Here is a 23,557-nt window from a genome sequence, read left to right on the forward strand (position 1 = left end):
TATATTTGCCCCAACAACAAAATCCAATTGAATGAAAGCATTTGTTTTTCCGGGCCAAGGCGCCCAATTTCCCGGTATGGGAAAAGCCCTTTACGAGGAAAATCCACAAGCAAAAGCATTGTTTGAGCAAGCCAATGACATTTTAGGCTTTAGAATAACAGACATCATGTTTGACGGAATAGCTGAAGAGCTCAAGCAAACTAAAGTCACCCAACCTGCTATTTTTCTTCACTCAGTAGTAATAGCTAAAACCACTCCCGATTTTGCTCCGAACATGGTAGCTGGACATTCCCTAGGAGAGTTTTCTGCCTTGGTTGCAAATGGGACCTTAGCATTTGAAGATGGCTTGAAATTGGTGTATCAAAGAGCATTGGCGATGCAGGAAGCCTGCGAGATCAATCCATCTACCATGGCTGCGATTTTGGGCTTGGCTGACGAAAAAGTAGAAGAAATCTGTGCAGGAATCACGGATGAAATCGTGGTGCCAGCCAACTATAACTGTCCTGGTCAATTAGTGATTTCTGGTTCCAACAAAGGGATTGAAATTGCTTGTGAGAAAATGAAAGAGGCGGGAGCAAAACGAGCATTACCACTACCGGTTGGTGGAGCTTTCCATTCTCCTTTGATGGAGCCAGCTAGTGAAAAATTGAAAAAGGCAATTGAAGCAACTCAATTCAATTCGCCGATCTGCCCTGTATACCAAAATGTAAGTACAACAGCAGTCAGTGATGTTGCAGAAATCAAAGCAAATCTAATTGCCCAACTTACTGCACCTGTTAAATGGACTCAATCTGTACAAAATATGGTGAAAGATGGAGCTACCGAGTTTGTGGAATGTGGCCCAGGAAAAGTACTCCAAGGATTGGTCAAGAAAATTCATGCAGAAGCCGAGGTTTCCGGAGTATAATCTGAAAATTCTTAGTTAAATCAAAAGGTCTAAGCCGTTAAGCTTAGACCTTTTTTTGGATTTAAGCAGTAACTCAACTCTATTTATTCTGTATGCCATTTTTCTTTGCGAGTTTTAAATCCCTCCAAAGTGAGTAAGCAAAAATTCCTACTCCAGATGCCCAAACAACTAGAACAACGTACATGAAAAGCTTGTCTTTTTTTAAGAATTCAAGCAAGTTGAAATGGGGAACATCAAAAATATAGGCAAATCTAAAGTACACAAGTATTAACAGAAAGGCAGATGAAGTCCATACGATAATTGGCTTAGAGAATAGTCTTTTAACCCAATCATAATATTTCCCAAAATCCAGAAAAGCCAGATAAAAGATAAAATTCGAAGAAAAGGAAATATTCAAAATCAGTAGATTAAATAGATGAAAGGTGCAGGCAGCTAATAACCAAAATTTCCAGAATTTCCTTCCAACCAATAGTAATACAAATGCGGATAGTTCGAAAAGCACTCCTCCCCAGTCAAAGGCATCAAGCCACGCATACGGCAAAGCATTTAACGAGCCTGAAAAAAATAGATCTGAATGCTTGACATAGATAGAGGAATAATACCAACGAAGGAATCCATTTCTTGAGGGATCAAAATCTATCCAATTCACGGCTTTGATTGATCCAGCAGTAAACATCCCAAAACAAAGCAGAACAGCCAAAAGCGCCATGCATCTTTGTACATTAATTTTCGGTACGGGATTATCAGGGATAATAGCGAATCCAGAGCCCCAGCCAGCGAAAGACATACCACTCAAAAAGATTAACAGAAATATGGTATGATCAATTTTCCCCATAGAAAATTGAAAATTAAATCCTGTAAAGAGTAAAAGTACCAAGGCTCTTGTTGCCCATTTAGCCTTGACACCAAGAATTATCAGTGTAATAGAAATACCGATCAGAATATCAATCAAAAAAAGAACCAAGCTGGAGGAAAGCCATTTAACAAATTGGGCAAACTCAACAATGGCGGATAAAAAAGACATTTGGAACCTCTCCTATCCAAGAAAAATAAGGCAATGAAATAACTAAAAGATAGACGCCTACAATCGGTCTCAACAACCATAAAGACACTTGGGACACCTCAGTAGATATCCTTACCCTCTCCCAAAAGCCTTATTTAAAGTCTCCGCCAAGATTAATAATCTTTTCATCGGTGATTATCTTTTCAAATTTCTCATCATTTGGGTAGGACAGGATCTCAACATCCACCATTTTAATCCTATATGGCTCAAAGCCCTGAGCTCTTAACTTACCTGCAAACCATTCTGTAGAATTACTTCTATCTTTTTCCGAGAGTTCCTTTTCTTGATTTCTCAGTAAAAATTTCAAAATCGGAGACAGTTTTGACTTAATCCCTTTCTCTTTTGAAGTTGACTTCGATTTAGGTTGAGCTCCCTCATCTTCAAACAGATCAATATTGTGTTTTAATATATTTCTGAGGTAATGTTGGGGAACAGGTTTTATAAGTTCAAACTCATCTATTTTCTCCCATCCGATTCCCTCTCGGTAGCCATGTAGTTCTGTAAATTGGTAATTAGTGATAGCTGAATCTAATGGAACAGAAACCATCCCCTCCCCACCAGGAAAAAGTAATGCTGGATAAGGCTCCAATCTATAGCTTAACGTCCTGAGAATGAAAGGAATCATTAAAACAAAAATCAGGACTATTGTAAATCTAACAGAAAACATCGTTAAATATATCATTTAATATGGATGCAAATAAACCTAAAAAACAATCCCCAAAAATCTTTCAAGATGCCTCCGGATCATTTGTCTTAAATAGAGAAATCTACAGTGATTCAATTCTCCACTTTCCGAAATGCGCCTTTAAACATAAAGAACTCTAAACCTTTCTAACCTCACTTTGGTCTTGACATTCCTTCAAAAGTTCCAAAGTACTTTTCCCTAGAACCGGATGGACAAATTCTGGTAGAATTTCAGCCAACGGTATCAACACAAACTTCCTCTGGGACATAAAAGGGTGTGGGATTTTAAGTTCCGGAGTGTCTATGATCCGGTCGTTCCAAAATAACACATCAATATCCATGGTGCGGTCGCCCCAATGTTCTTCTCTTCTTCTTCCTAAATCAGTTTCAATTTTCTGAATGAATCCTAAAAAAGTCATGGGATCAACCGAGGATTTGACTTGAATCACCTGATTTAGAAAAGGCCCTTCGGCGATTCCTCCCCATGCTTCCGTTTCATAAACAGAAGACTTCAACAAAAGTGTATTCCTGTCCGTTATAGATTTAACTGCTGCATTTAACAATAACTCCCGATCCCCTCTATTTCCTCCTAAAATTAAAGTAACCTTTGACTTCATGTCATTCGTATGATTCTACTTATTATCATTCGCCAAAATAGGTTATTTTCGCATCTTAACTTAATCTAAATATGAGATTCTTAGGTAATGTACTCGCAGTAATTGTGGGTCTAATTATATTCAGTGTTTTAAGCATTCTTGTTTCTTTCGGGATTATCGGCATGATTGCCGCCTCGGGAAACGAGGAGGTGACAGTGAAAGAAAACACCATTCTCCATCTTAACCTCAACGGAAGAACCATTGTAGAGCGTACCAGCGAAGACGATTTAGATATTCCGATTTTTGGGTCTGTACTTGGCCAACCAAATACGGCAGGTCTGGTCAACCTCAAAAAGGCAATTGAAGAAGCAAAGACCAACCCAAGCATCAAAGGGATTTACCTAAACACTGGATTCGTGCTCGCTGGACAAGCCAACCTTTTAGAACTTCGAGAAGCATTTGAAGATTTTAAAACTTCTGGAAAATTTATTCTAGCCTATGACGAGGTATACACCGAAGGAGGTTATTACCTAGCATCCGTAGCGGATGAAATTTACCTGAACCCTATGGGAGGAATTGATTTTAATGGCTATTCCTCAGATGTATTGTTTTTTACGGGCTTATTTGAAAAAGTAGGAATTAAGCCTGAAGTATTTAGAGTAGGTGAATTCAAGAGTGCTGTAGAACCTTTCATTTTAAAGAAAATGTCTGATGAAAACAGACTTCAGACTCAAGCATTTTTGTCCGACATCAATGCAAATGCATTAAAAGGCATTGCGGATTCCAGAGGCATCAATTTGGATTCTTTGACCAAAACAAACAACCTCATGCTCGTCCGTGAGCCTGAAGATGCTGTGACATATAACTTGATCACTGATTTGGCATATGAAGATGAAATCCATGCCAAATTGAGAGAGAAATTGGGTTTATCTGAGGATGATACTATTTCTACCATCAACGCCACCAAGTTAAACACCACTGTCAAATCTAAAAACATTACTTCCAGAAATAGGATTGCGGTGATCTTGGCTGAAGGCGAGATCGTCAGCGGAGATGCAGAAGGGGTGATCAGCTCAGATAAGTTTGCCAAGGAAATCCGAAAGGCAAGGAAAGATGACAATATCAAAGCCATCGTATTGAGAGTAAACTCACCTGGAGGATCCGTACTGGCTTCAGAGGTTATCTGGAGAGAGATGGTTGAGGCAAAAAGAGTGAAACCAGTCTATGTTTCTATGGGCGAGGTAGCTGCCTCAGGAGGCTATTACATTTCGGCTCCTGCCGATACTATTGTCGCTCAACCTAACACCATCACTGGTTCGATTGGTATTTTTGGTTTATGGTTCAACACCAAAGACTTCCTAAATGACAAACTTGGAATCACGACCGATGTAGTCGAAACTGGCGAGCTTTCTGACTTTATGAACCCTACTCGTGATCTGACAGAAGTAGAGCGTAAGATCGTTCAAACAAGTGTAGAGAAAGGATATGAGACTTTTATCTCAAAAGTTGCTAAAGGCAGAGGAATGAACCCTGAAGACGTTAAGGCGGTCGCTTCGGGAAGAGTTTGGACAGGAAACCAAGCCATCGAAAGAGGTTTGGTGGATGTCTTAGGGGGCTTAGATGATACCATTGAATTAGCTGCACAGCGGATCAATGCAGGTGATGATTACCGAGTGGTCTATTATCCTCAAAAGAAACCTTGGTTTGAGCAATTGATGAGTGATTTTGGAGAAAATGTGAAGCTAAAAATGCTAAAATCTGAGTTGGGTGAAAACTTCACCTTGTATCAGCAAGCTCAAAAACTGAAAAATTACCAAGGGATTCAGGTAAGGATGCCTTTGGAATACATCATTAAATAAAGAAAGCGGCTTGAAAAAGCCGCTTTCTTCATCTCTTCTGAAGTAATATTTTCCAAGCTTCCTCCATCTCCCCTAGTCTCAATTTTTCCTGAGCCAACAAGTGAATGTGATCTAGCCATGATTCTTCATCATTGACAAACCTAAGCCGAATTTCCTGGATTTCAGGACGAGAGGAATAGGCCTCCACCTCCTCCTGGGTTGGCAATTGTTCTACATTCCCTAATCTACCTAAGTTATTTCCTGTGAGTATAGCACTGTTCTTTATTTCATCAGGAATTTGATCTATTCCAATTCCCTTGGTTCTCAAAGGTTTTGGAATTTGAAATAAGGAATCTCCACTTGCTCTGGAATACCAATTCCCTCCTAACCTCGCTACAGCATCTAATTTATGGGGATCAATTCTTCCTAACTCGTCCAGGATATCCTCTGAAATATGAGCAACCATCACTTCGCAGATTACCAGGTTCCCTGATCCACCTACTTCCCCCAAAGGCTTTACCTCATTGACTTTACATTCGAAGGCTATCGGCGCCTCTTTTACCCGGGGTGGTTTCACCTTTGCAGATGGCATTTCTGTCAAACCTGCCTTCACAAACTCATTGACTCCTTTTTCATACTCTGTGCTGGCTAGAGACATTTGCTCCACCAAATTGAAACCGACTACATGAATGACCACCTCGGGAACCTCTTTTACATTCTCCAAGGTATGTTTGGTGGTATTATCCCTTACCCTTCTTGAAGGGGAAAAAATCAATATGGGAGGATTGGTGCTAAAAAGATTAAAGAAACTAAAAGGACTTAAGTTTACATTTCCTTTTAAATCTACGGTACTTACAAAAGCAATCGGCCTGGGAGCTATACTCCCTTGAAGGAGCGCGTGAAATTCCACAGGTGCGAGGTCATTGGGATAGATGGTTTTCATATTCTTAAATTAGAACGCAATTTTAAATCTTAAATATTTTTCTAAAGATTAAGTTCACCTTTCATGAAATCAACCCTGTTTAAATTTACATTATTTGCCTTAGTACTGGTCAACTGCTCCTTTTTGATTCAAACTTCAAGCCAGGCACAAACTCATAACTTTGCCACCTTTAATATTCGATATGCCAATCAAAATGACGTTGGGAACCTTTGGGCAGACCGATTGCCTCCTATCAAAAGTCTGATCCAATTCCATCAAATCGAACTTGTGGGAATTCAAGAAGGGCTTCATCATCAGGTAACAGATTTGGCCAATACTCTAGCCTTTTCGTACATTGGAGTCGGCAGGGATGATGGAACTGAAAAGGGTGAATTTGCAGCTATTTTGTATAACCCAGAAAAATTCAAACTGTTAGAAAATGGCACATTTTGGTTGTCTCCCACTCCAGAAAAACCAAGCAAAGGTTGGGATGCGGCCCTCAACAGAATTTGTACCTGGGGGAAATTTGAAGATGGAAACGGAAAGGAATTCTACATTTTCAATATCCATTATGACCATAGAGGGCAGCAGGCTAGAGAAGAAAGTAGTAAACTGGTGGTTTCCACAGTGAAAAAAATGAACACCGAAAATCTTCCAGTGATCTTAATGGGAGACTTTAATGTAACTCCTGAAAATGCTGCTTATTCTACCATCACCAATCAAGAAGGCTGGAAAGATGCACGATTAATTTCAAAGATTCCTTCCCATGGTCCAGCTGGAACATTCACTGGATTTGATTGGGAGAATATGCCAGATGGGATTATAGATCATGTTTTTGTTAATGGTGATCTTACGGTTCTTAGACATGGCATTTTATCAGATAATTATGGTAAAAAATATCCTTCAGACCATTTCCCTGTATTAGTAGAAGTGGAGTTTTAACGATTAAAAACTTTTCCATTAAAAAAGGGCTGTCTACTTGTGTAAACAGCCCTATATCTTTCTAGCAGTATTTATTAAGGTTCTAACGCCGCTACCCCAGGAAGAATTTTTCCTTCCATATGCTCCAATAATGCTCCACCACCTGTTGACACAAAAGATACCTCGTCCCCATAACCGAACTTATTGACGGCAGCAGCAGAGTCACCTCCACCAATCAGAGAATAGGCACCTGCTTTAGTTGCTTCTACCACTGCTTCAGCAATTGCTTTGGTACCTTTATCAAATGAGTCCATTTCGAAAACGCCCATAGGACCATTCCATAAAATAGTTTTGGAACCCATGATCACCTCTGCAAATAACTCTCTGGTTTTTGGTCCAATGTCCAAGCCCATCCATCCGTCAGGAATTTCTCCACTTACTGCTAAACCCTGCTCTGCATCATTAGCAAATGCCTTGGAAATCACCGTATCCACAGGTAGGTAAAGATTCACGCCTTTTGCTTTGGCTTTATCCATCAATTCAAGAACAAAATCCATTTTATCAGGCTCCTGTAAGGAATCACCAATAGATCCACCTTGCGCTTTCGCAAATGTATAGGACATACCTCCACCGATGATCAGGTTATTTACTTTTTCCAAAAGCTGCTCAATGATCAAAATCTTATCCGCAATTTTGGCTCCTCCCATGATGGCAGTATAAGGTCTTTCAGGATTACCGAGTACTTTATCCGCATTCTTCAATTCAGAAAGCATCAAGTATCCACAAACCTTATCCGTAAAAAACTGCGCAATAATAGAAGTAGATGCATGCGCTCTATGGGCTGTTCCAAATGCATCATTTACATAAATATCTCCTAGTCTAGCCAATTTTTTGGCAAATTCAGGATCACCTTTTTCTTCCTCTTTATAGAATCTCAAGTTCTCCAATAGTAAAACCTCGCCTGGCTTCAAAGACTCAGAAAGTAATTCTGCTTCCTGACCGATACAATCTGCTGCAAATTTCACAGGTCTACCCAGCGCTTTTTCTAAGGTGAGAACGATGTATTTCAAAGAAAATTTATCCTCAGGTCCAGACTTTGGCCTTCCTAAGTGGGACATTAGAATTGCAGATCCCCCATCGTTCAAAATCTTTTCGATGGTGGGTAGGGCTGCTTGAATTCTGGTATCATCAGACACATGAAAATGATCATCCAATGGCACATTAAAATCAACTCGAACAAGTGCTTTTTTCCCTTCAAAGCTAAGGTTATCTACATTTTTGATTCTAGGATTCATAAGTAGGTATATATAGGTATCTTGATTTAATAAAATCTATTATCTTCAAAAAGAAAGTGAATTTATTAAAGATTAGATCAAATACCGCCTTTCAGAGCATTTGAATTTAATTTGATAAAGAAAAAGTAATCATCAAGCCTTTGCAGCGGCCCTTTTTAGACGATCATTGATGGCATTTCCAAGTCCTTGAGCAGGCATTTCCTCAGCCAAGATTAATTCCACATCCAGCTCATCTAACTTTCTCATACTGGCAAACAAGCCTTGGGCAGCTTCTCTTAAATCTCCCTTCTTACTCAATTGAATCTGATGCTCTGGCTTTAGTTGCTCAATTTCCCGGGACAAACTCAGCACCGCAAATTCAATATTTTGAGCGTTATATTGTGGGACCAAAGAATCTAAGTCACCCAAAATAAACGGCTTTCTTGGAGCATAATGGCTTTCTAAAAGCCCTGGAGCTTGAGGATTCGAACTACTGTGACTTTTGATAGATACTAAACCTACTACTTCTTCTATTTCGACCACATCCAATCCCCCAATCGGTAAACGGTAACCTGATCTCCTTCCATCCCTACAATAGTACTTTCTAAGCCCACTTCACAACTTCCACCATCCAATATATACGGAATCTTTGCTCCCAATTGAGCTTCCACATGTTTAGCGGTGGTAGGTGAAATATATCCAAAGGGATTGGCGCTAGGTGCAGCTAAAGGAAAATCCAATGCCGCCAACAATTCTTGGGTCAGAGGATGCTGAGGAACTCGCACGGCCACTCTTTCCATACCAGAAGTAACCAGATCAGGAATCAATGCTTTTCTTGGAAGCAATAAGGTCAATGGACCTGGCCAGAAAGTCTGAGCTAATTGATACAGGGGTTTAGGAATAGATTCCACAAAATCTCCTACTCTTTCCAAAGAAGAGGTGTGGATGATCAGAGGGTCGAAACTTGGGCGGTTTTTCGTTTCAAAAATCAAAGTCACCGCAGAAGCATTTAAGGCATTGCCTGCTAGACCATACACTGTTTCAGTAGGTATGGCTACCAATTCACTTTTATCGAGGAAGCTTTTTGCTTGCGCTATGTCCTGACCAATGATCGCCATTTTACTCGCAAAAATCGTCAATCCAAGTTTTAGCCTCTGTATAACCAAGGCTTAAAGCCATTTTCAAATCGGCACACCCCTCTTCCTTTTCACCAGTGGCGCTCATGCGTGTGACGCCCAAGAGGTAAAATGCTGCTCCATTTCTTGGATCCAGGTTGACTGCATTGGTCAAAGATTCCATGGCACCTGCTGGATCATTATTTCCGATTTGAGCTTTTGCTCTGTTAAAATACACCAAAGGTTGGTTTGGATTCACTTGCAATGCTGCATCAAAATCCAGCAACGCATCTTCATATTGCTCCAAACCTAATAAGGCAAGACCGCGGTTGTAATAAATATCTGTTTGGGTTTGGTCTAAGCCATTTGCCATGTTATAATCGGCCAATGACTCTTTGAATTTACCTAGCTCAAAGCTGGCATTAGCACGGTTGAACCAAGGTTTATATAAGGAACTGTCTGCTTCAATGGAAGCTGTAAATACTGGGATAGACTCTTCGTATTTGCCTTGCTGAAATAGAGCAACACCTTTTGCATTTAAGGCCGAGGCATTTTCAGGATTTTGCGCTAGGGTACGATCAAAATATACAATCGCTTCTGCCCAAGCTTGCTGGTCCATTTTTTCAATTCCAGCTTGAAACAATTCTTCTTCACTTGGACTACAGCTGGCTATTCCAAATGCCAAAAGGCAAATACTTAAAATTCTTTTCACAGGTAATTTTTTTCGGCAAAGATAGGAAATCTCTAGGTGGAAAGCTGTCTAGCCTTCAAGTTTACTTCGGTAGATGGAAGGGATAGGTACCGGTCTCATTGTATTCATGTCCACCGATACCAGGGTGCAGTTACTTTTGGAAAACACCACCTCTTGATCATCCGAAGTCACTCCGATAATATATTGCACTAAATCAAAAGAAGTATTGCCAATTTTGACACATTTCACATAGGCTCTGATTTGATCACTCAAATGGATGGGACGATAGTAATCTATTCCCACATGCGCCACGACAGTTCCTACCTCCATGACATTCCAACCACAGGAATCCATCAAAAAAGCAGCTCTGGAATGTTCAAAATAATTGAAATATATTCCATTATTCACATGCTGATAACCATCGATATCAGAGAAACGAATTTGTATAGGAATGGAGAAATGAAATTCACCGATAATATCCGAAACTTCTACTTTAGGCATTAAAGTACAATTTCAGATTTACTGGTTTTTTCCAACATTCTAAGGATTGAAGGATTATACCCAATCATATCGACAACAGAATCAAAGGTAATCCAAGCAAGGGAGATACTTTCGTCACTGATCTGTAAAGGCTCATTGATATCTGCCTCCAAAATATACCTTACGTCATAGTGGAAATGTTCGGGTACATGTGGACGCTCCGGAATGATGTGTTTATCCAAATCAAAAATCGTGGAATCTACCAGCTCCAAGGACTTCAACCCACTTTCCTCCTTGGCCTCTTTCAAGGCGACTTCTATTAAATTTTCATCTCCGTCTGCATGACCTCCCAATTGGAGCCATCTTCCTAGTTTTCTATGCAGCGTCAGCAAGGTATGTGTTCTTCTTCTATTAACCACCCAAGCAGAGGCAGTGAAATGCCCCTCCAACCTTTCTCTCTTATAGGCCAAAGGATCCTCTGTCAACTCAATAAATGAATTGATGAATGCCGATTCCTCTTCATAAGGAGTTCGATACTTTTCCAGCTGACTTTTTAATAACGTTCTATCCATTGTAGTCTACCTCAAATAGTAAATCCAGAAATTGATCAAAAGGTTTTGGGTTTTTGTAAAGTCGATCTGAATAAATGGTCACCAAGAGCTTAATGAAACTTGGTGTATTGTCGATACTTATTTTTTCTAGGGTAATGTTACCAAATAACTGAGAGATTAACTCTCCATCATCTGATGATTTTAACGGCGGCTTGAAATAAAACTTCTCCGTGATTTTCACTTGGTCGTTTATTTCTTCAAACTTCCGATCTAAACTCACTTGCCGGTAACCCAAAGCTAAAACACGTTGGCTAAAAGCCAAGAAAAGCAGTGAAAAAGATTTTGGATCAAAAGGCAAATCATAGCTTATCGCAATTCCATTCGCATAAGGTGACTCTAATATGTGAACTTGGGGATTCTTATTAATCTGAGCCTTTTTGAAATGGTAATTCTTATTGATTAATTCCATAAACTTCCTTCCATCCTCACGCTGCGACCATTCTAAAGCTTCCCGAAGCTCATTTTCTTTAATGATGAAATTTTCTTTATGGTTAACCGGCATTACTTCAGAAGACTGAAAAACCTTTTTTAACAAATCGTCGAAGAAATTACCCATAGTTTGAAATTACGTATTTACCTGAGGAAGTGGAAGAGATCTTTCCTGAATCCTCTAATTTTCGAATGATCGAAAACAATTCTGGGGAAGCAGGTAGCTGAAGTTTTGCCAATAACTGACTTTCATTTAACCCTCCGAACTCTATAATAGTTTCAATGACTCTTCTTTCCAGTTTCTCTTCACTGGAGGCCAGATCTTTAGATTTTCGATTTTTAATACACCAATCACAGATTCCACATTCTCGATCTGTACGCTCTCCAAAGTACTCCTGAATAAACTGACTTCTACAAAGAGCATCCTGGTGAGCATAGGCAATGATTTGTTGGGCATGGTTCAAGGTCAATGCTCTTCTATCCTCAATGCGTTTAAAGTTCAAAGGTAATTTCCCGGCATCGAATCGTGGAGTCAAAAAGTCAATTGAGGTTTCTCTTTTCTCTGATCATAATCCATCACCTCCAGTTCTGCCAATTTCCTTAAGCGACTGATGACATCAATTTCCCGTATTTCAAGTGTTTTTGCCAGCTTTGCTTCTTGAATAGAAAGGTATTCTGAAAAGAGATTTCCCCATAGGTTCTAAGCAGGACCTTTACCAGCGGATCCAAATTCGCATAGGCAATTTGAACTTCATAAAGCCTGGCTGGATCCACCAAGAAATGGACTCTGGAAGGGGCATAAAAACTTTCATTCAAAGAAATAAAGCCTTCTTCCTCCAATACCTTGAGCGCATAAAAAGTCTCTAAAACACCTAAATCATAATTATGGGCAAATTCATGGTAAACGAAATCAAAACTGCTGAACATATTACTCCCTACCGCAAGCTTGTAATAATTTGCAAGGCATTGGTAGACTCGTTTGACAAAATCTATGGGAGGATAGACTAAAGCCGCTCTATCCATTAGAGCTTCAAAATCCTGTACATTGCTTATCAAAACCGCAAAAGATTTTTCTCCATCCCTGCCAGCTCTCCCAGCTTCCTGGTAATAATTCTCAATATTTTCGGGTAAATCCGTATGGATTACCACTCGAACATTGGGTTTATCAATCCCCATCCCAAAGGCATTAGTACTTACTATCACCCGTGTCTTGTCTGCCATCCAAGAAGCCTGTACAGCATTACGATCCGTCATGGTCATACCTGCATGATAGGGAGATGCGGAAATGCCCAGTTTCAATAAGGAACTAGATATCTGATGTGTGGCCTGCCTGTTTCTCACATACCATATTGCCGACCCTGCTACCCGTTGGAGGACCTCCACTCCTTTTTCAAATTTATTTTCAACAAGGCGAACGCTAAAACTTAGATTTTCACGGGCAAAACTTTGATGAAATTCCTGCTCGTTTTTCATCAATAGTTTATCCTTGATATCCTCACATACTTTTGCCGTTGCCGATGCCGTCAAAGCTAAAATGGGAACCTCAGGATGATGCTTTCTTATTTCTCCAATTTCCAGGTACTGAGGTCTGAAATCATAGCCCCATTGAGAAATACAATGTGCCTCATCTACCGCAATAAGATTGACTGGCATTTGCTTGAATCGCTCAATAAATAAATCCACTTTGAGGCGTTCTGGAGAAACATATAAAAATTTAAAATCTCCATAAATGCAGTTATCCAAGGTCGTGTCAATCTCTCGGTAACTCATACCGGAAAATATTGCTGCTGCTTTGACACCTTTTGCTTTCAAGGCATCTACCTGATCTTTCATCAAAGCAATCAGAGGACTGATTACCAAGCAAATACCCTCATTTACCAAGCCAGGTATTTGATAACACAGGGATTTCCTCCTCCTGTTGGCAATAAAGCCAACGTATCATGATGGGACAAAACTGAATTGATAACGTCCTTCTGAACGGGTCGAAAATCTTCGAATCCAAAGACCTTATGAAGTATTTCCTTGCTACGTTTTTCCAATTACCAGTCTGGGTTGTTCTTATTCAAAAAGGATGATATCCCTTTGATGCAATCCTCATGGGATCTTGCTTTTGCATTGACTTCGGAGGCGGTTAACAAGGCTTTCTCTCGTTTATCCCGATTGATAGATCGAAGTAAGGTCTTGGTTGCTGCCATGGAAAACCCCGAATTTTGATCAATGAGTTTATTGGCAAAATCCATCACTCCTTTTTGCAAAAATTCATCATGGCAAACTTCCGTAATTAATCCCAATTCAGCTGCCTTTGCAGCGGAAATAAGTTCACCGGAAAGTAAAAGCTCTTGGGTTTTGGCCATGCCTATCTGTTCAGCAAGAAATACCGAAACCAAGGCAGGGACAAAGCCTATTCTTACCTCTGTATAACCAAAAAGTGCATTGGGAACGGAAAAAGCAAAATCACATACGGTCACCAATCCACAGCCACCAGCCAATGCATGCCCTTGGATATTGGCAATCACAACTTTTGGCATGGTATAAATCAAAGTCAGTAATTCTTTTAAATGATTGCTATCTTCCAAGTTTTTCACATAAGAATAATTCTGTAGATCCTGAAGGTAGGCTAGATCAGCACCAGCGCAGAATGCTTTCCCCACCGCCTCCAGAATAATTACTTTGACATCTTCCCGCTGTTCCATCTCCACAAAAGCCTGATGCAATCCAGAAATCAATTCAGGACTTAAAGCATTTCGCTTTTCGGGTCTATTTAGTTTTATAAAACCGATCCGGTTCTCGACTCGGGTTAATACAGCGTGGGTCATGTAACTACTTGATTTAGGAATAATCAATTTACTTTCATAAATAGTCTTTCCCAAAAATAAGGTCTAGAAAAGAACCCGAAATGCAGCTCCTTCGAAGGAAATCTGACTTGATGTAGGCAATTCCACCCATTGATCATTCTCCCACTTTTGAATGGCTAAGGAAAGGGGGGCTTTTAAAAAGAGCATTTTTTCTTGAGGATCAATTCTAAATTTATCCAAAGGAAACCTTAAAACACCCCCTCTTCCTTGATGAAAAACAAAGAATCAGGGATTGCATCCCAGTTTTTCAGTACCCGATAGGGGTCAATCTGATAGCTGATATCCTGGGGCCTTACACCTTGATTCCAACTTTTCACCTTCCCTGAATAGGCGTAATCAAGCATTACCCCTTGGGATGTATGATAGATGATCAGTTCTTCCTGAGAGCTTTTGAAATTAGCATACACCGCAATGCCTGCCCAAGAAAAACACCCTATCAAGGCTAGCCAAACCAGCTTTCGCTTTGGGTAATAATCCCATGAAACCCAAATCAAGAGCATTAACCAAACTCCGATCATGGAGTAGAATGAAATAGTCAGTCTATCAAAATTTGAAAAGGGAAGTCCTTGAATGGATACAATTAAGAAGTTTTGAAATGTCACTAATTTACTGACCAGAAACCCTAACAACTCGCCAAGCCAGGGTATCCATCCAAAAAACAAAAGCGGTACCCCAAATTGTAAAACCAAAAAGGTAATCGGGATGATCAATAAGTTTCCGATCAAGAAATACGTAGGAAAAGAATGAAAATAGGAGACAGTCAATGGAAAAGTAGCCAGCTGAGCTGCCATACTTACGACCAATAGTTGCCACAAGTATTCTTGCCATTGATAGTCAGGCTGCCATAATCTGAGAAGTTTTGGTTGGAACAAAACAATTCCTGCTACAGCCAAATAGGAAAGCTGAAAGCCCACCTCAAAAATCACCTCCGGGTTAAAGGTAATCATCAGCATTGCAGAAAAGGCCAGGACATTAAAAATGGAAGGCTTTCTTTCCCTCATTTGTCCTAGGATCAGCAAAGAAAACATAATTGCAGCCCTTACCACGGAAGGAGACATCCCTGTTAACACCGCATAAACCCAAATCAGAACAATCACCCACCATAAATAGGTTTTTAGGGCTACTTTCTTTAATCCGAATGGTTTGATGACCACCATCAATAGTGCGTAGATGATCCCAACATGCAAGCCAGATACAGCTAGTAAATGCATGACCCCAATCTGACCATAAGCCTGCTTAAGGTCCTTTTCTAAAAATTGTTTTTGCCCCAGCAAAATTGCTTGAGCGATTTGATTGGAAGCTCTGTCTGGGATTTTGGATTCCAAAAACTCACTTAGCCTCTTTCTTAGGTGTTTAAAAAAATAGATGCTAATGAAGGGAGAGCTACTATTTAATACATAGATTTCCTCCTTTAGAAATTGTCGATATAAAATCCCTTTTCTTTCCAAATAGCCTGAATAATTAAATTCATTTGGATTCCTAGGAGATGAAATGGCTTCAGGAATGGAAGGGATCCACACCACATTACCCGGCAGTAAAGGAATCTTCGACTGATGATATATCACTACTTGTCCCGACCTATTCTCCCAGACTCCATCGGTATGGATGGATTTGATTTTTAGGACATTTTCAAATGAATTAGGTTTTTCCTCATCATAATTGACCACTTCGGCTAAATATCCATCCACCGAATTCCAAGCAATTTTCGAATACGAATTGACGGCATTTAGAGAAATCCAATTCCCAAAAAGAAATAACATGGAATACCCAAGTACTGCACTTCTTAACTGCCTGAAATGAAGAGGAGTAAAAATCAATAATCCTGCATAGAGGATCCATGTACCGATTAAAGCGATGAAGATGATACTTGGATCATTGTTCCAAGCTTTTCCCGCAAAAATCCCAGCGATAAAAAATGGGAGGTATCTCAAAAATGGAAAATCCGAAAACCGCACTTTTAATTGAATTAATTATTAAGTTAATGATTTTCGGGCAAAAAAAGAGCCCTAATTAAGAGCTCTTCAGTTTATTGAAAAGACTATTAAAAACGATAGCCTAAATTAAATCCTGCATTAAATTCAATCCCTGTAAATCGATCCACAACATCGTCACTAAAATTTCTCCCGATGCTAGCATAAGGACCAAAAGCAAAATGCTCAGAAACTTCCCACTTGTAACCAGCTCCTGCTCCTAAAATAAAGGCTGTCATATCAGTCGTATCTATACCTCCTGATTCGGAAGGCTCCTCAAAGTCCCCAAACCTGATTTTTGCCAAGGGAAAGAGGTAAAAACGACCGCTTCCATTACTATTCAGGTAAAAATTCATGGCAGCTTGTACGGAATTCGTCTTATATTTCTTCCCTTTCTTTTCATTATTAAATCCAAATCGGTCGTTGATGAACCCTTTGAACTCAAGGGAATGGTCTTCACTCAAATAACGTTCATACGCTACTTCAAAAGACCCAAACATGATTAGGGTGAGGAAGTTAACTTTTATTTCATTGTTGAAATCTCCATAATAATTACTTCCCGAGCTACTAGAAACTACTTCTTGTGCAGCTAAAGACCCTATCACTCCGAAGATCAATGCAATGGTTACAATGGATTTTCTCATATAATTTTTTTAAATAGAATGACAATTCTTACGCCAACTGCATTTGATAGTGAAGAATATTACATTCCTCAAAAACATCTCCTACCTTCTCAAACTTAAATTTGGCATATAATGGTACAGCATCCAACTGTGCATTTAAATATTTCATCTTGCCTTTTGACTTAGGATCTGACTGAATATCAAGCAAAACTGCTTTGACCATACTTTGACCTACTCCTTGGCCTCTTGCTTCTTTCAAAACTGCAAAGCGTTCCAATTTGACTCCCTTTTCAGTAAACCTCCATCGAGCAGCACCAACCGGTTCATCATCTAACGTAGCCAAAAAGTGGGTAGAATTTTCCTCAAATTCATCGTATTCTGCCTCTGCTGGTACTTTTTGTTCGACCACGAAAACCTGTTTCCGTATAGCATAGACCTTCTTCAACCGATCTTGGTCCTCAGCTGCTACTTTTTCTACTTCCAGTTTCATTTTTGATTCGGTCTTTTTCAGCTTGATCTTTTTCGTAAGCCTCTATGATAGATTTGACTAGTTTATGTCGGATTACATCTTTTCCACTCAAATTCACCACGCCGATTCCTTTCACATTTTTCAGAATCTTCAAAGCTTCAGAAAGACCAGATTTCTGACGAACAGGTAAATCTACCTGGGTTTGGTCCCCGGTAATAATCACCTTGGAATTAGGTCCCATACGAGTAAGGAACATTTTTATTTGTTCGTTAGTCGTGTTCTGAGCCTCATCCAATAATACAAAAGCATCATGAAGGGTTCTACCTCTCATATAGGCCAATGGTGCTATTTCTATGACCCTTGTTTCCTGGTAAAACTTCAGTTTTTCGGATGGAACCATGTCTGCAAGGGCATCATAGATCGGCCTCAAATAGGGGTCTAATTTCTCCTGAAGGTCTCCAGGAAGAAATCCAAGATTTTCTCCAGCCTCCACAGCTGGACGGGTAATGATGATTCGTTTCACCTCACGGTTCTTGAGCGCTCTTACTGCCAGCGCCACTGCGATGTATGTCTTACCTGTACCTGCTGGACCTAATGCAAAAACCAAATCATTATTCATCGCAGATTCGACCAATTTTCTCTGGTTAGGAGATTTGGGCTTAATGACCAATCCCTTATTTCCAAAAACGATTACTTGATCTCTATTTGCTTCTTCGAAAGGTACCCCTTCCACATCCAAATAATCCTTGACATTCTCTGGTGTGAGATGACCAAAGCGCTCCAAATGTTCCAACAATAAGTTGAGCACATCATTTATTCGCAAAATCTCTGGCGCTCCACCCTTGATTCGGATTTCGTTCCCTCTGGAAATAATCTTACTTTGGGGGAAAGCAAGCGCGATTTGCTTGATATTTTCATTGGCCTGACCTAAAAATTCGGCCAAAGGCACGTTTTCTAAAGTGATTACTTTTTCTACCAATCTGTTTTCTTTGATTAGATTATCCTTAGACGAACAAATAAATTTCTATTTTTGTCCGCAGCTCCTCTAACAAAAGTACACAATTTTAATTGACATGCTCCTATGGCTTTGGTGACATTCCTCTCAGATTTTGGGGACAAAGATTATTACGTTCCTGCAGTAAAAGCCAAAATGCTTGCAGTGAACCCACAATTGAACATTATAGATATTTCACATTCTATAGATACGTTTGACCTCGCCCACGCGGCATTTGTCTTACGATCTACTTTTCGTGATTTCCCAAAGGGTACCGTACATCTGGTGGCCATCAATACCACTGGATCCTATACGCATGGTTACATAGGGATCAAACTGGAAGAACATATTTTCTTAGGTCCCAACAATGGGATTTTGAGTTTATTGGCAGATCATGACCCAGGAATCATGGTTCAATTTGCAGACATTCACTTGAAGGATACTTCCTTTCCTGCCAAAGATATTTTAGCTCCTATTGCAGCCAAAGTAGCCAGTGGTGCCGCGATCCATGATTTTGGAGGACCATTGACAAATTTCCGGAAACTGATGGGACGTCAAGCCAAAGCTACCCGGGAGCAAATCCTTGGGCATGTGGTACGCGTAGATCGATATGGTAATTTGATTACCAACATCCAGAAAGAGGTGTTTGACAAACTAAACCCTGGAAAATTCACCATTGCATTCGGCAGAGAAGAAGTTACCCGATTGGATAAAGGATATGATCAAGTGGAACCAGGAGATTGCTTCGCTTTTTTCAACAGCTTGAATTTATTGGAAATCGGTATTAACCATGGGCATGGGGCAGATTTATTGGGGTTGAAATATGACAGTGTGGTCTTCGTGAATTTCAACCCTTAAAGCCATGTTGATCCGGATTGTACGTATGACATTTCATGAAGAAAAAGTGGCTGCTTTTTTAGAGAATTTTGAGATTCATAAGAAATCCATCCGGAATTTTCCTGGTTGTCATCATTTAGAGCTTTGGCAGGATGAAAATAAAAAAAATATTTTCATGACGTATAGCCATTGGGAAAGTGAAGAACACTTGAATCAATATCGTGATTCTGAGCTATTTAAAATCGTATGGGCTTTCACTAAGACCTTGTTTTCAGAAAAACCTCAAGCCTACAGCTCAAAAAAAATACAGAAAGTGGAAAAATGAGTTTGTAGAAAAAAAATTCTTTACTCATATTTGCATCCCGTTACGAAAGCAACGGACCGAGATTCTGAGAAATCAGAATTTACCAAAAGCCCAGGTGGCGGAATTGGTAGACGCGTTGGTCTCAAACACCAATGCCTTCGGGCGTGCCGGTTCGACTCCGGCCCTGGGTACAAAAGCTCGCTTTTCAGCGAGCTTTTTCTTTTACCAGGCTAATAATAATCCTTCAGATATTTACAACAACATGTTGAAATCAATCTTTGGGAATCAGCGTATTTTTCTCTGCGGGGATCTGCGGGAATAGATATACCATAAAAATAAAAGGCCCGCATTCCTGCGAGCCTTCCCATTATTTTAGACTTTTCACTTAAACTATCTGATTTTTTAATTCCCTCTCAATATCTCCATTGGAGGCTGATTGATGATTTTCCTTCCATTCAACCAACCCAAAACAATCGTCAAGGCAGTAATTCCCAAATAAAGGATCAATGCTGAACCCCAAGCTCCACGGAATTGGATATTAAATACAAATTCACTCAATAGCCAGGTAGCTCCAAAGGATAGTATGATCCCAGATAATGAGGCTAAACTTCCCAAAAAGAAATATTCCAAAGTGTTGATTTTACTGACTGTACCCGAATTGGCACCTAAGGTTCTCAACAAAATACTTTCACGCATCCGCTGATACTTTGAAATAATCAAGGAACTGATCAATACCAAAATCCCTGTAGCAATACTAAAGAAGGCCATAAACTGAATCACAAAGCTGATCTTCCCCAAAATTTCCTCCAAAGTTGCCACGATCGTCCCTAGGTTAATAATGGAAATATTGGGGAATTGCCTTACGATATCCGCCTGTACCGAACCTGCCTCTCGATCATTCTTGGTTTTGGTAATCAACACATGAAACTTAGGTGCTTGTTCTAATACCCCATTAGGAAACAGCACCAAAAAATTGGTAGAAACCTGATTAAACTTCACGTCACGGAAGCTCCCAATATAGGTTTTGATTGGACGTCCCTGCACATTAAACTCAATCTCATCACCTATTTTCAAACGATTCCCTTCCGCAAATCCTTTTTCAAAACTGACAAAAATACTATCCCCACGAGCACCAACTGGAATTAAATCTCCCGAAGTCAAAGTCTCTGAGGAGATCAAAGTATCCCGATAGGTCACCCTGAATTCCCGATTATAAATCCAACGAGAATAATCTTCCTCTTCTGGCAGTTCTTCATTTGCCTGTTTATCAATCCCATTGATCGCATTCAGTTGCATGGTCACAATGGGTACTTCTTGCATGATAGGTAAATCGTAAGATTCTATTTTATCCTTTACCGCCTGCAATTGGGCCGTTTGGATATCAAACATCAGCATATTGGGCTGGTCTTCTTTATCAGCGAAACGCGCTTCTTCCAACAATTGATTTTGAAGGAAAAAGAGGGTAGAAATCATCGCCGTACCCAATCCAATGGTAGCAATTAACGAAACCGTTTGGTTGTTTGGACGGTACAAGTTTGCCAACGACTGCCGTAAGGGATAGGAAAAAGAGATAGGTAGAAATTTTCTGACTGCCCAGATGATGGACTGTGCAATGCCCCATAATATGCCAAAAGCAAAAACCACGAAAGCAGTAAAACCAAAGGCAAAATCCACACGATCCAGCAGATAAAAACTAAATGCCCAAATAAACAATAAGATCCCAACAATTACCATCCATCGAAGCGGATCTTTCAACAAGGTAGTATCAGCTGTTTCAGGTCTTAAAGTAGCCATTGGAGACACGTTACGAACCTTCAATAAGGGCAATAAAGCAAACAACACTGAAACAAAAAGCCCAGTGATAATTCCAAAACCAACAGAAAGCCAAGAAACTCCAAAATTCACCTCCACAGGTAAGAAATCAGCAAATACAGCAGGCAGCACAAATTGTAACAGAGTCCCAAAAAAGGCCCCAAGTAGCGCGCCTACCAAGCCCATAATCTTGATTTCAGCCAAATAGATCAAAAGAACATCCCTGGATGAGACGCCCAGGCATCTTAACACTGCTACAGAGGCAAGCTTTTCCTTCACAAATACATTTACCGCACTAGCCACACCAACACAACCTAATAGTAAGGCGATAAATGCCACCAAACTCAGAAAGTTGGACAAATTGGAGAATGACCTTCCAGTGGATCGCTTTTGATCTTCTACAGTATCTGCATCTACCCGATCAATTTCCCATTGCTCATCATAAGGTTGGATCAGCTCATCTACATTGGTTCCTGGCTCAAACAAATAATACCGGTTGTAATTTACCCGGCTTCCATATTGAACCAAACCAGTTTCTTTTAGGTAATCCATGGGAATATATACCGCTGGTGCTACTGTCGCAGTGATCCCTGTTTGCCCTGGTACTGATTGTAACTCTCCGGCAACCACAAATTCCACATTCCCAACCTTGATCACATCTCCAACTTCAGCATTAAACTGTGCCATCAAAGTTTTTTCTACTAAAGCCTTTTTCCCTCCTGCCCTAAAATCAGCCTCTCCTGAGACAGGAATAGTTTCTAAAACACCATAAAAAGGGAAAGCTCCTTCCAACGCCCGAACTTGGGTAAGTCTACTGGCTCCAGTTCGAGGATAGGCTACCATCGAGGCAAAATTTACCTCAGAAGCCGTTTCAATTGCTAAAGAATCTACAGACTGATCCCCTAATGGTTGATTGTTTTCCAATCTCAAATCTGCCCCCAAAAGCTCTTTGGCTTGGTTGTCAATATCTTTTGTCAGGTTTTCGCCAAAACTACTAATCGCTACCAAAGCAGCTATTCCTACTACGATGGAACTGACAAATAATAAAAGTCTAGAGATGTTTTTTCGGAAGTCCCGAAAAGCCATCTTCATAATCCATCTAAAATCAGGCATGTGCATCCTCCTGTATTTTACCACCTTTGATATGAATAATACGCTGGGTCTTTGCTGCTAAATCCAAATCATGGGTTACCAAAACCAAAGTAGTTCCTTGCTCTTTATTTAAATCGAAGATCAACTTTTCGATCATTTCTCCTGTCTCAGTATCCAGATTTCCTGTTGGTTCATCCGCAAATAAAATCTTTGGTTCATTAGCAAATGCCCTCGCAATGGAAACCCGCTGTTGCTCCCCTCCTGAAAGTTGGGTTGGGTAATGGGTAGCCCGATTACTAAGACCTACTTTTTCCAACAGTTCCTGCGCCTTCACACGTGCATCTTTCCTTTTTTAAGCTCCAAAGGAACCATGACATTTTCTAAGGCAGTCAACGTTGGCAAAAGCTGAAAATTCTGGAAGATGAACCCAACATGCTGATTCCTCACCGCTGCACGTTGATCTTCATTCATGGTCTGAAGATTTTCTCCATTTAGACTAACACTTCCTTTAGAAGCGGAGTCCAATCCCGCACAAAGTCCCAAAAGGGTGGTTTTTCCGCTACCTGAAGGGCCTACAATGGAAATAATCTCTCCAGACTCTATATCAAATGACACTTCATCCAGCACAGTAAGTTTTCTACTGCCACTTTGGTAGACCTTGCTTAGGTCAGAAACTGATAAAATATTCATGGGGTGGTAAAAGAAGTAGGTAAAAGGATTGGCTATCACTTAACGATAAACCTCCAATTTAGTTTGTGGAAGATAGTAATCAAGCCATAAACCAACAAATTAGAGTAGGCACTCCCAGAAAAAGGGTTTATTTCCAACTCTAAAGTCCCATTTTTGAGTTTTTGAATCAGAATAATCGAACCTTTTGGCAGGAAATTGCTTTTGGGTATATAGTTTTACATGTTAAACTATTGAACCCTATGAACCTTCAATTCAAGTATTTTCCAATATTCATTCTTAGCCTAGCTCTTAGCCTTTCACTTATCTCTTGCTCAGAAAAAAAAGAAGGTTGCTCAAAATCAGACCAAAGAAGAAGTTGTAGAAGAAAAAAGTGACGAGAA

General features: G+C 40.0%; 22 protein-coding genes, 1 tRNA gene and 2 pseudogenes. 6 read left to right on the top strand and 19 right to left on the bottom strand.

Annotated features, from left to right (window positions below; all coding sequences use genetic code 11):
* The first annotated feature begins 31 nt into the window (after positions 1 to 31).
* The gene (gene fabD, locus V8V91_RS10895; protein WP_373400079.1) at positions 32 to 907 is read left to right on the top strand and encodes an ACP S-malonyltransferase; all 876 of its coding nucleotides are present in this window, start codon (positions 32 to 34) and stop codon (positions 905 to 907) included.
* Positions 908 to 986: 79 nt separating this feature from the next.
* On the opposite strand, the gene V8V91_RS10900 is transcribed toward fabD, so the two are convergent.
* The 3 genes from V8V91_RS10900 to folK all read right to left on the bottom strand — a co-directional run bounded on the left by V8V91_RS10900 (position 987) and on the right by folK (position 3,271).
* Positions 987 to 1,931, bottom strand: a complete 945-nt coding sequence (locus V8V91_RS10900) for a hypothetical protein (protein ID WP_373400080.1) — start codon at positions 1,929 to 1,931, stop codon at positions 987 to 989.
* 130 nt (positions 1,932 to 2,061) lie between these two features.
* Entirely contained in the window at positions 2,062 to 2,559 is a 498-nt protein-coding gene (locus tag V8V91_RS10905) for a hypothetical protein (protein WP_373400081.1), read from the bottom strand.
* A 232-nt stretch (positions 2,560 to 2,791) separates the two neighbouring features.
* A complete protein-coding gene (folK, locus tag V8V91_RS10910; RefSeq protein ID WP_373400082.1) occupies positions 2,792 to 3,271 on the bottom strand; it encodes a 2-amino-4-hydroxy-6-hydroxymethyldihydropteridine diphosphokinase in 480 nt (159 codons plus the stop codon).
* A gap of 71 nt (positions 3,272 to 3,342) precedes the next feature.
* Between folK and sppA the strand changes: the two genes are divergently transcribed.
* Positions 3,343 to 5,109 (top strand): signal peptide peptidase SppA, encoded by a 1,767-nt coding sequence (gene sppA / locus V8V91_RS10915; protein WP_373400083.1) that lies wholly within the window; start codon positions 3,343 to 3,345, stop codon positions 5,107 to 5,109.
* Positions 5,110 to 5,137: 28 nt separating this feature from the next.
* Here the strand turns inward: sppA and V8V91_RS10920 are convergent, their stop codons facing one another.
* Positions 5,138 to 6,031, bottom strand: a complete 894-nt coding sequence (locus V8V91_RS10920) for a flavin reductase (protein WP_373400084.1) — start codon at positions 6,029 to 6,031, stop codon at positions 5,138 to 5,140.
* A 63-nt stretch (positions 6,032 to 6,094) separates the two neighbouring features.
* Between V8V91_RS10920 and V8V91_RS10925 the strand changes: the two genes are divergently transcribed.
* A complete protein-coding gene (locus V8V91_RS10925; RefSeq protein ID WP_373400085.1) occupies positions 6,095 to 6,952 on the top strand; it encodes an endonuclease/exonuclease/phosphatase family protein in 858 nt (285 codons plus the stop codon).
* 74 nt (positions 6,953 to 7,026) lie between these two features.
* On the opposite strand, the gene pgk is transcribed toward V8V91_RS10925, so the two are convergent.
* The 13 genes and pseudogenes from pgk to V8V91_RS10990 form a co-directional block, all read right to left on the bottom strand.
* Positions 7,027 to 8,226 carry a phosphoglycerate kinase gene (pgk, locus tag V8V91_RS10930; RefSeq protein WP_373400086.1) on the bottom strand — a complete coding sequence of 400 codons (1,200 nt, stop codon included), beginning with the start codon at positions 8,224 to 8,226 and terminating at the stop codon, positions 7,027 to 7,029.
* Positions 8,227 to 8,358: 132 nt separating this feature from the next.
* Positions 8,359 to 9,323, bottom strand: a pseudogene (locus tag V8V91_RS10935) (L-threonylcarbamoyladenylate synthase).
* Between the two features lies 1 nt (position 9,324).
* Positions 9,325 to 10,032 (bottom strand): tetratricopeptide repeat protein, encoded by a 708-nt coding sequence (locus V8V91_RS10940; RefSeq protein WP_373400087.1) that lies wholly within the window; start codon positions 10,030 to 10,032, stop codon positions 9,325 to 9,327.
* Positions 10,033 to 10,080: 48 nt separating this feature from the next.
* Complete coding sequence (locus tag V8V91_RS10945; protein ID WP_373400088.1) at positions 10,081 to 10,512, bottom strand: acyl-CoA thioesterase; 432 nt, start codon at positions 10,510 to 10,512, stop codon at positions 10,081 to 10,083.
* Entirely contained in the window at positions 10,512 to 11,063 is a 552-nt protein-coding gene (locus V8V91_RS10950) for an NUDIX hydrolase (protein ID WP_074226240.1), read from the bottom strand. The genes V8V91_RS10945 and V8V91_RS10950 overlap by 1 nt, the downstream gene beginning before the upstream one ends.
* A complete protein-coding gene (locus V8V91_RS10955; protein WP_373400089.1) occupies positions 11,056 to 11,658 on the bottom strand; it encodes a hypothetical protein in 603 nt (200 codons plus the stop codon). Before V8V91_RS10955 ends, V8V91_RS10950 begins: the two co-directional genes overlap by 8 nt.
* The gene (locus V8V91_RS10960; RefSeq protein ID WP_373400090.1) at positions 11,651 to 12,034 is read right to left on the bottom strand and encodes a RecQ family zinc-binding domain-containing protein; all 384 of its coding nucleotides are present in this window, start codon (positions 12,032 to 12,034) and stop codon (positions 11,651 to 11,653) included. The genes V8V91_RS10955 and V8V91_RS10960 overlap by 8 nt, the downstream gene beginning before the upstream one ends.
* 97 nt (positions 12,035 to 12,131) lie before the next feature.
* Entirely contained in the window at positions 12,132 to 13,412 is a 1,281-nt protein-coding gene (locus tag V8V91_RS10965) for a RecQ family ATP-dependent DNA helicase (RefSeq protein ID WP_373400091.1), read from the bottom strand.
* 158 nt (positions 13,413 to 13,570) lie between these two features.
* The gene (locus tag V8V91_RS10970) at positions 13,571 to 14,347 is read right to left on the bottom strand and encodes an enoyl-CoA hydratase/isomerase family protein (protein ID WP_373400662.1); all 777 of its coding nucleotides are present in this window, start codon (positions 14,345 to 14,347) and stop codon (positions 13,571 to 13,573) included.
* Between the two features lie 227 nt (positions 14,348 to 14,574).
* Positions 14,575 to 16,317 carry a ComEC/Rec2 family competence protein gene (locus tag V8V91_RS10975; protein WP_373400092.1) on the bottom strand — a complete coding sequence of 581 codons (1,743 nt, stop codon included), beginning with the start codon at positions 16,315 to 16,317 and terminating at the stop codon, positions 14,575 to 14,577.
* Positions 16,318 to 16,427: 110 nt separating this feature from the next.
* Positions 16,428 to 17,000, bottom strand: coding sequence for a DUF3575 domain-containing protein (locus V8V91_RS10980; RefSeq protein ID WP_373400094.1), 573 nt, complete (start codon positions 16,998 to 17,000; stop codon positions 16,428 to 16,430).
* A gap of 28 nt (positions 17,001 to 17,028) precedes the next feature.
* Positions 17,029 to 17,469 carry a GNAT family N-acetyltransferase gene (locus V8V91_RS10985; protein WP_373400095.1) on the bottom strand — a complete coding sequence of 147 codons (441 nt, stop codon included), beginning with the start codon at positions 17,467 to 17,469 and terminating at the stop codon, positions 17,029 to 17,031.
* Entirely contained in the window at positions 17,438 to 18,427 is a 990-nt protein-coding gene (locus V8V91_RS10990) for a PhoH family protein (protein WP_373400096.1), read from the bottom strand. Before V8V91_RS10990 ends, V8V91_RS10985 begins: the two co-directional genes overlap by 32 nt.
* A gap of 102 nt (positions 18,428 to 18,529) precedes the next feature.
* On the opposite strand from V8V91_RS10990, the gene V8V91_RS10995 reads away from it, so the two are divergent.
* The 3 genes from V8V91_RS10995 (at position 18,530) to V8V91_RS11005 (ending at position 19,774) form a co-directional block, all read left to right on the top strand.
* A complete protein-coding gene (locus V8V91_RS10995) occupies positions 18,530 to 19,300 on the top strand; it encodes an S-adenosyl-l-methionine hydroxide adenosyltransferase family protein (protein WP_074226233.1) in 771 nt (256 codons plus the stop codon).
* A 4-nt stretch (positions 19,301 to 19,304) separates the two neighbouring features.
* Positions 19,305 to 19,604, top strand: a complete 300-nt coding sequence (locus V8V91_RS11000) for a putative quinol monooxygenase (RefSeq protein WP_373400098.1) — start codon at positions 19,305 to 19,307, stop codon at positions 19,602 to 19,604.
* Between the two features lie 88 nt (positions 19,605 to 19,692).
* Positions 19,693 to 19,774: transfer RNA gene (locus V8V91_RS11005), tRNA-Leu, on the top strand.
* A gap of 211 nt (positions 19,775 to 19,985) precedes the next feature.
* Here V8V91_RS11005 and V8V91_RS11010 read toward each other — a convergent pair.
* Complete coding sequence (locus V8V91_RS11010; protein WP_373400099.1) at positions 19,986 to 22,508, bottom strand: ABC transporter permease; 2,523 nt, start codon at positions 22,506 to 22,508, stop codon at positions 19,986 to 19,988.
* Positions 22,501 to 23,177 (bottom strand): annotated as a pseudogene (locus V8V91_RS11015) (ABC transporter ATP-binding protein). Before V8V91_RS11015 ends, V8V91_RS11010 begins: the two are co-directional and overlap by 8 nt.
* Positions 23,178 to 23,557: the final 380 nt, after the last annotated feature.

Source organism: Algoriphagus halophilus, assembly GCF_041729275.1.
Taxonomy (GTDB): domain Bacteria; phylum Bacteroidota; class Bacteroidia; order Cytophagales; family Cyclobacteriaceae; genus Algoriphagus; species Algoriphagus halophilus_A.

Excerpts from the sequence above, each read along its gene's own strand:
- V8V91_RS10995 (WP_074226233.1), top strand. The coding sequence starts at position 18,530 with ATGGCTTTGGTGACATTCCTCTCAGATTTTGGGGACAAAGATTATTAC.
- V8V91_RS10900 (WP_373400080.1), bottom strand. The coding sequence starts at position 1,931 with ATGTCTTTTTTATCCGCCATTGTTGAGTTTGCCCAATTTGTTAAATGG.
- V8V91_RS10945 (WP_373400088.1), bottom strand. The coding sequence starts at position 10,512 with ATGCCTAAAGTAGAAGTTTCGGATATTATCGGTGAATTTCATTTCTCC.
- V8V91_RS10950 (WP_074226240.1), bottom strand. The coding sequence starts at position 11,063 with ATGGATAGAACGTTATTAAAAAGTCAGCTGGAAAAGTATCGAACTCCT.
- sppA (WP_373400083.1), top strand. The coding sequence starts at position 3,343 with ATGAGATTCTTAGGTAATGTACTCGCAGTAATTGTGGGTCTAATTATA.
- V8V91_RS10920 (WP_373400084.1), bottom strand. The coding sequence starts at position 6,031 with ATGAAAACCATCTATCCCAATGACCTCGCACCTGTGGAATTTCACGCG.
- folK (WP_373400082.1), bottom strand. The coding sequence starts at position 3,271 with ATGAAGTCAAAGGTTACTTTAATTTTAGGAGGAAATAGAGGGGATCGG.
- pgk (WP_373400086.1), bottom strand. The coding sequence starts at position 8,226 with ATGAATCCTAGAATCAAAAATGTAGATAACCTTAGCTTTGAAGGGAAA.
- V8V91_RS10955 (WP_373400089.1), bottom strand. The coding sequence starts at position 11,658 with ATGGGTAATTTCTTCGACGATTTGTTAAAAAAGGTTTTTCAGTCTTCT.
- V8V91_RS10925 (WP_373400085.1), top strand. The coding sequence starts at position 6,095 with ATGAAATCAACCCTGTTTAAATTTACATTATTTGCCTTAGTACTGGTC.
- V8V91_RS10970 (WP_373400662.1), bottom strand. The coding sequence starts at position 14,347 with ATGACCCACGCTGTATTAACCCGAGTCGAGAACCGGATCGGTTTTATA.
- V8V91_RS11000 (WP_373400098.1), top strand. The coding sequence starts at position 19,305 with ATGTTGATCCGGATTGTACGTATGACATTTCATGAAGAAAAAGTGGCT.
- fabD (WP_373400079.1), top strand. The coding sequence starts at position 32 with ATGAAAGCATTTGTTTTTCCGGGCCAAGGCGCCCAATTTCCCGGTATG.
- V8V91_RS10980 (WP_373400094.1), bottom strand. The coding sequence starts at position 17,000 with ATGAGAAAATCCATTGTAACCATTGCATTGATCTTCGGAGTGATAGGG.
- V8V91_RS10985 (WP_373400095.1), bottom strand. The coding sequence starts at position 17,469 with ATGAAACTGGAAGTAGAAAAAGTAGCAGCTGAGGACCAAGATCGGTTG.
- V8V91_RS11010 (WP_373400099.1), bottom strand. The coding sequence starts at position 22,508 with ATGCCTGATTTTAGATGGATTATGAAGATGGCTTTTCGGGACTTCCGA.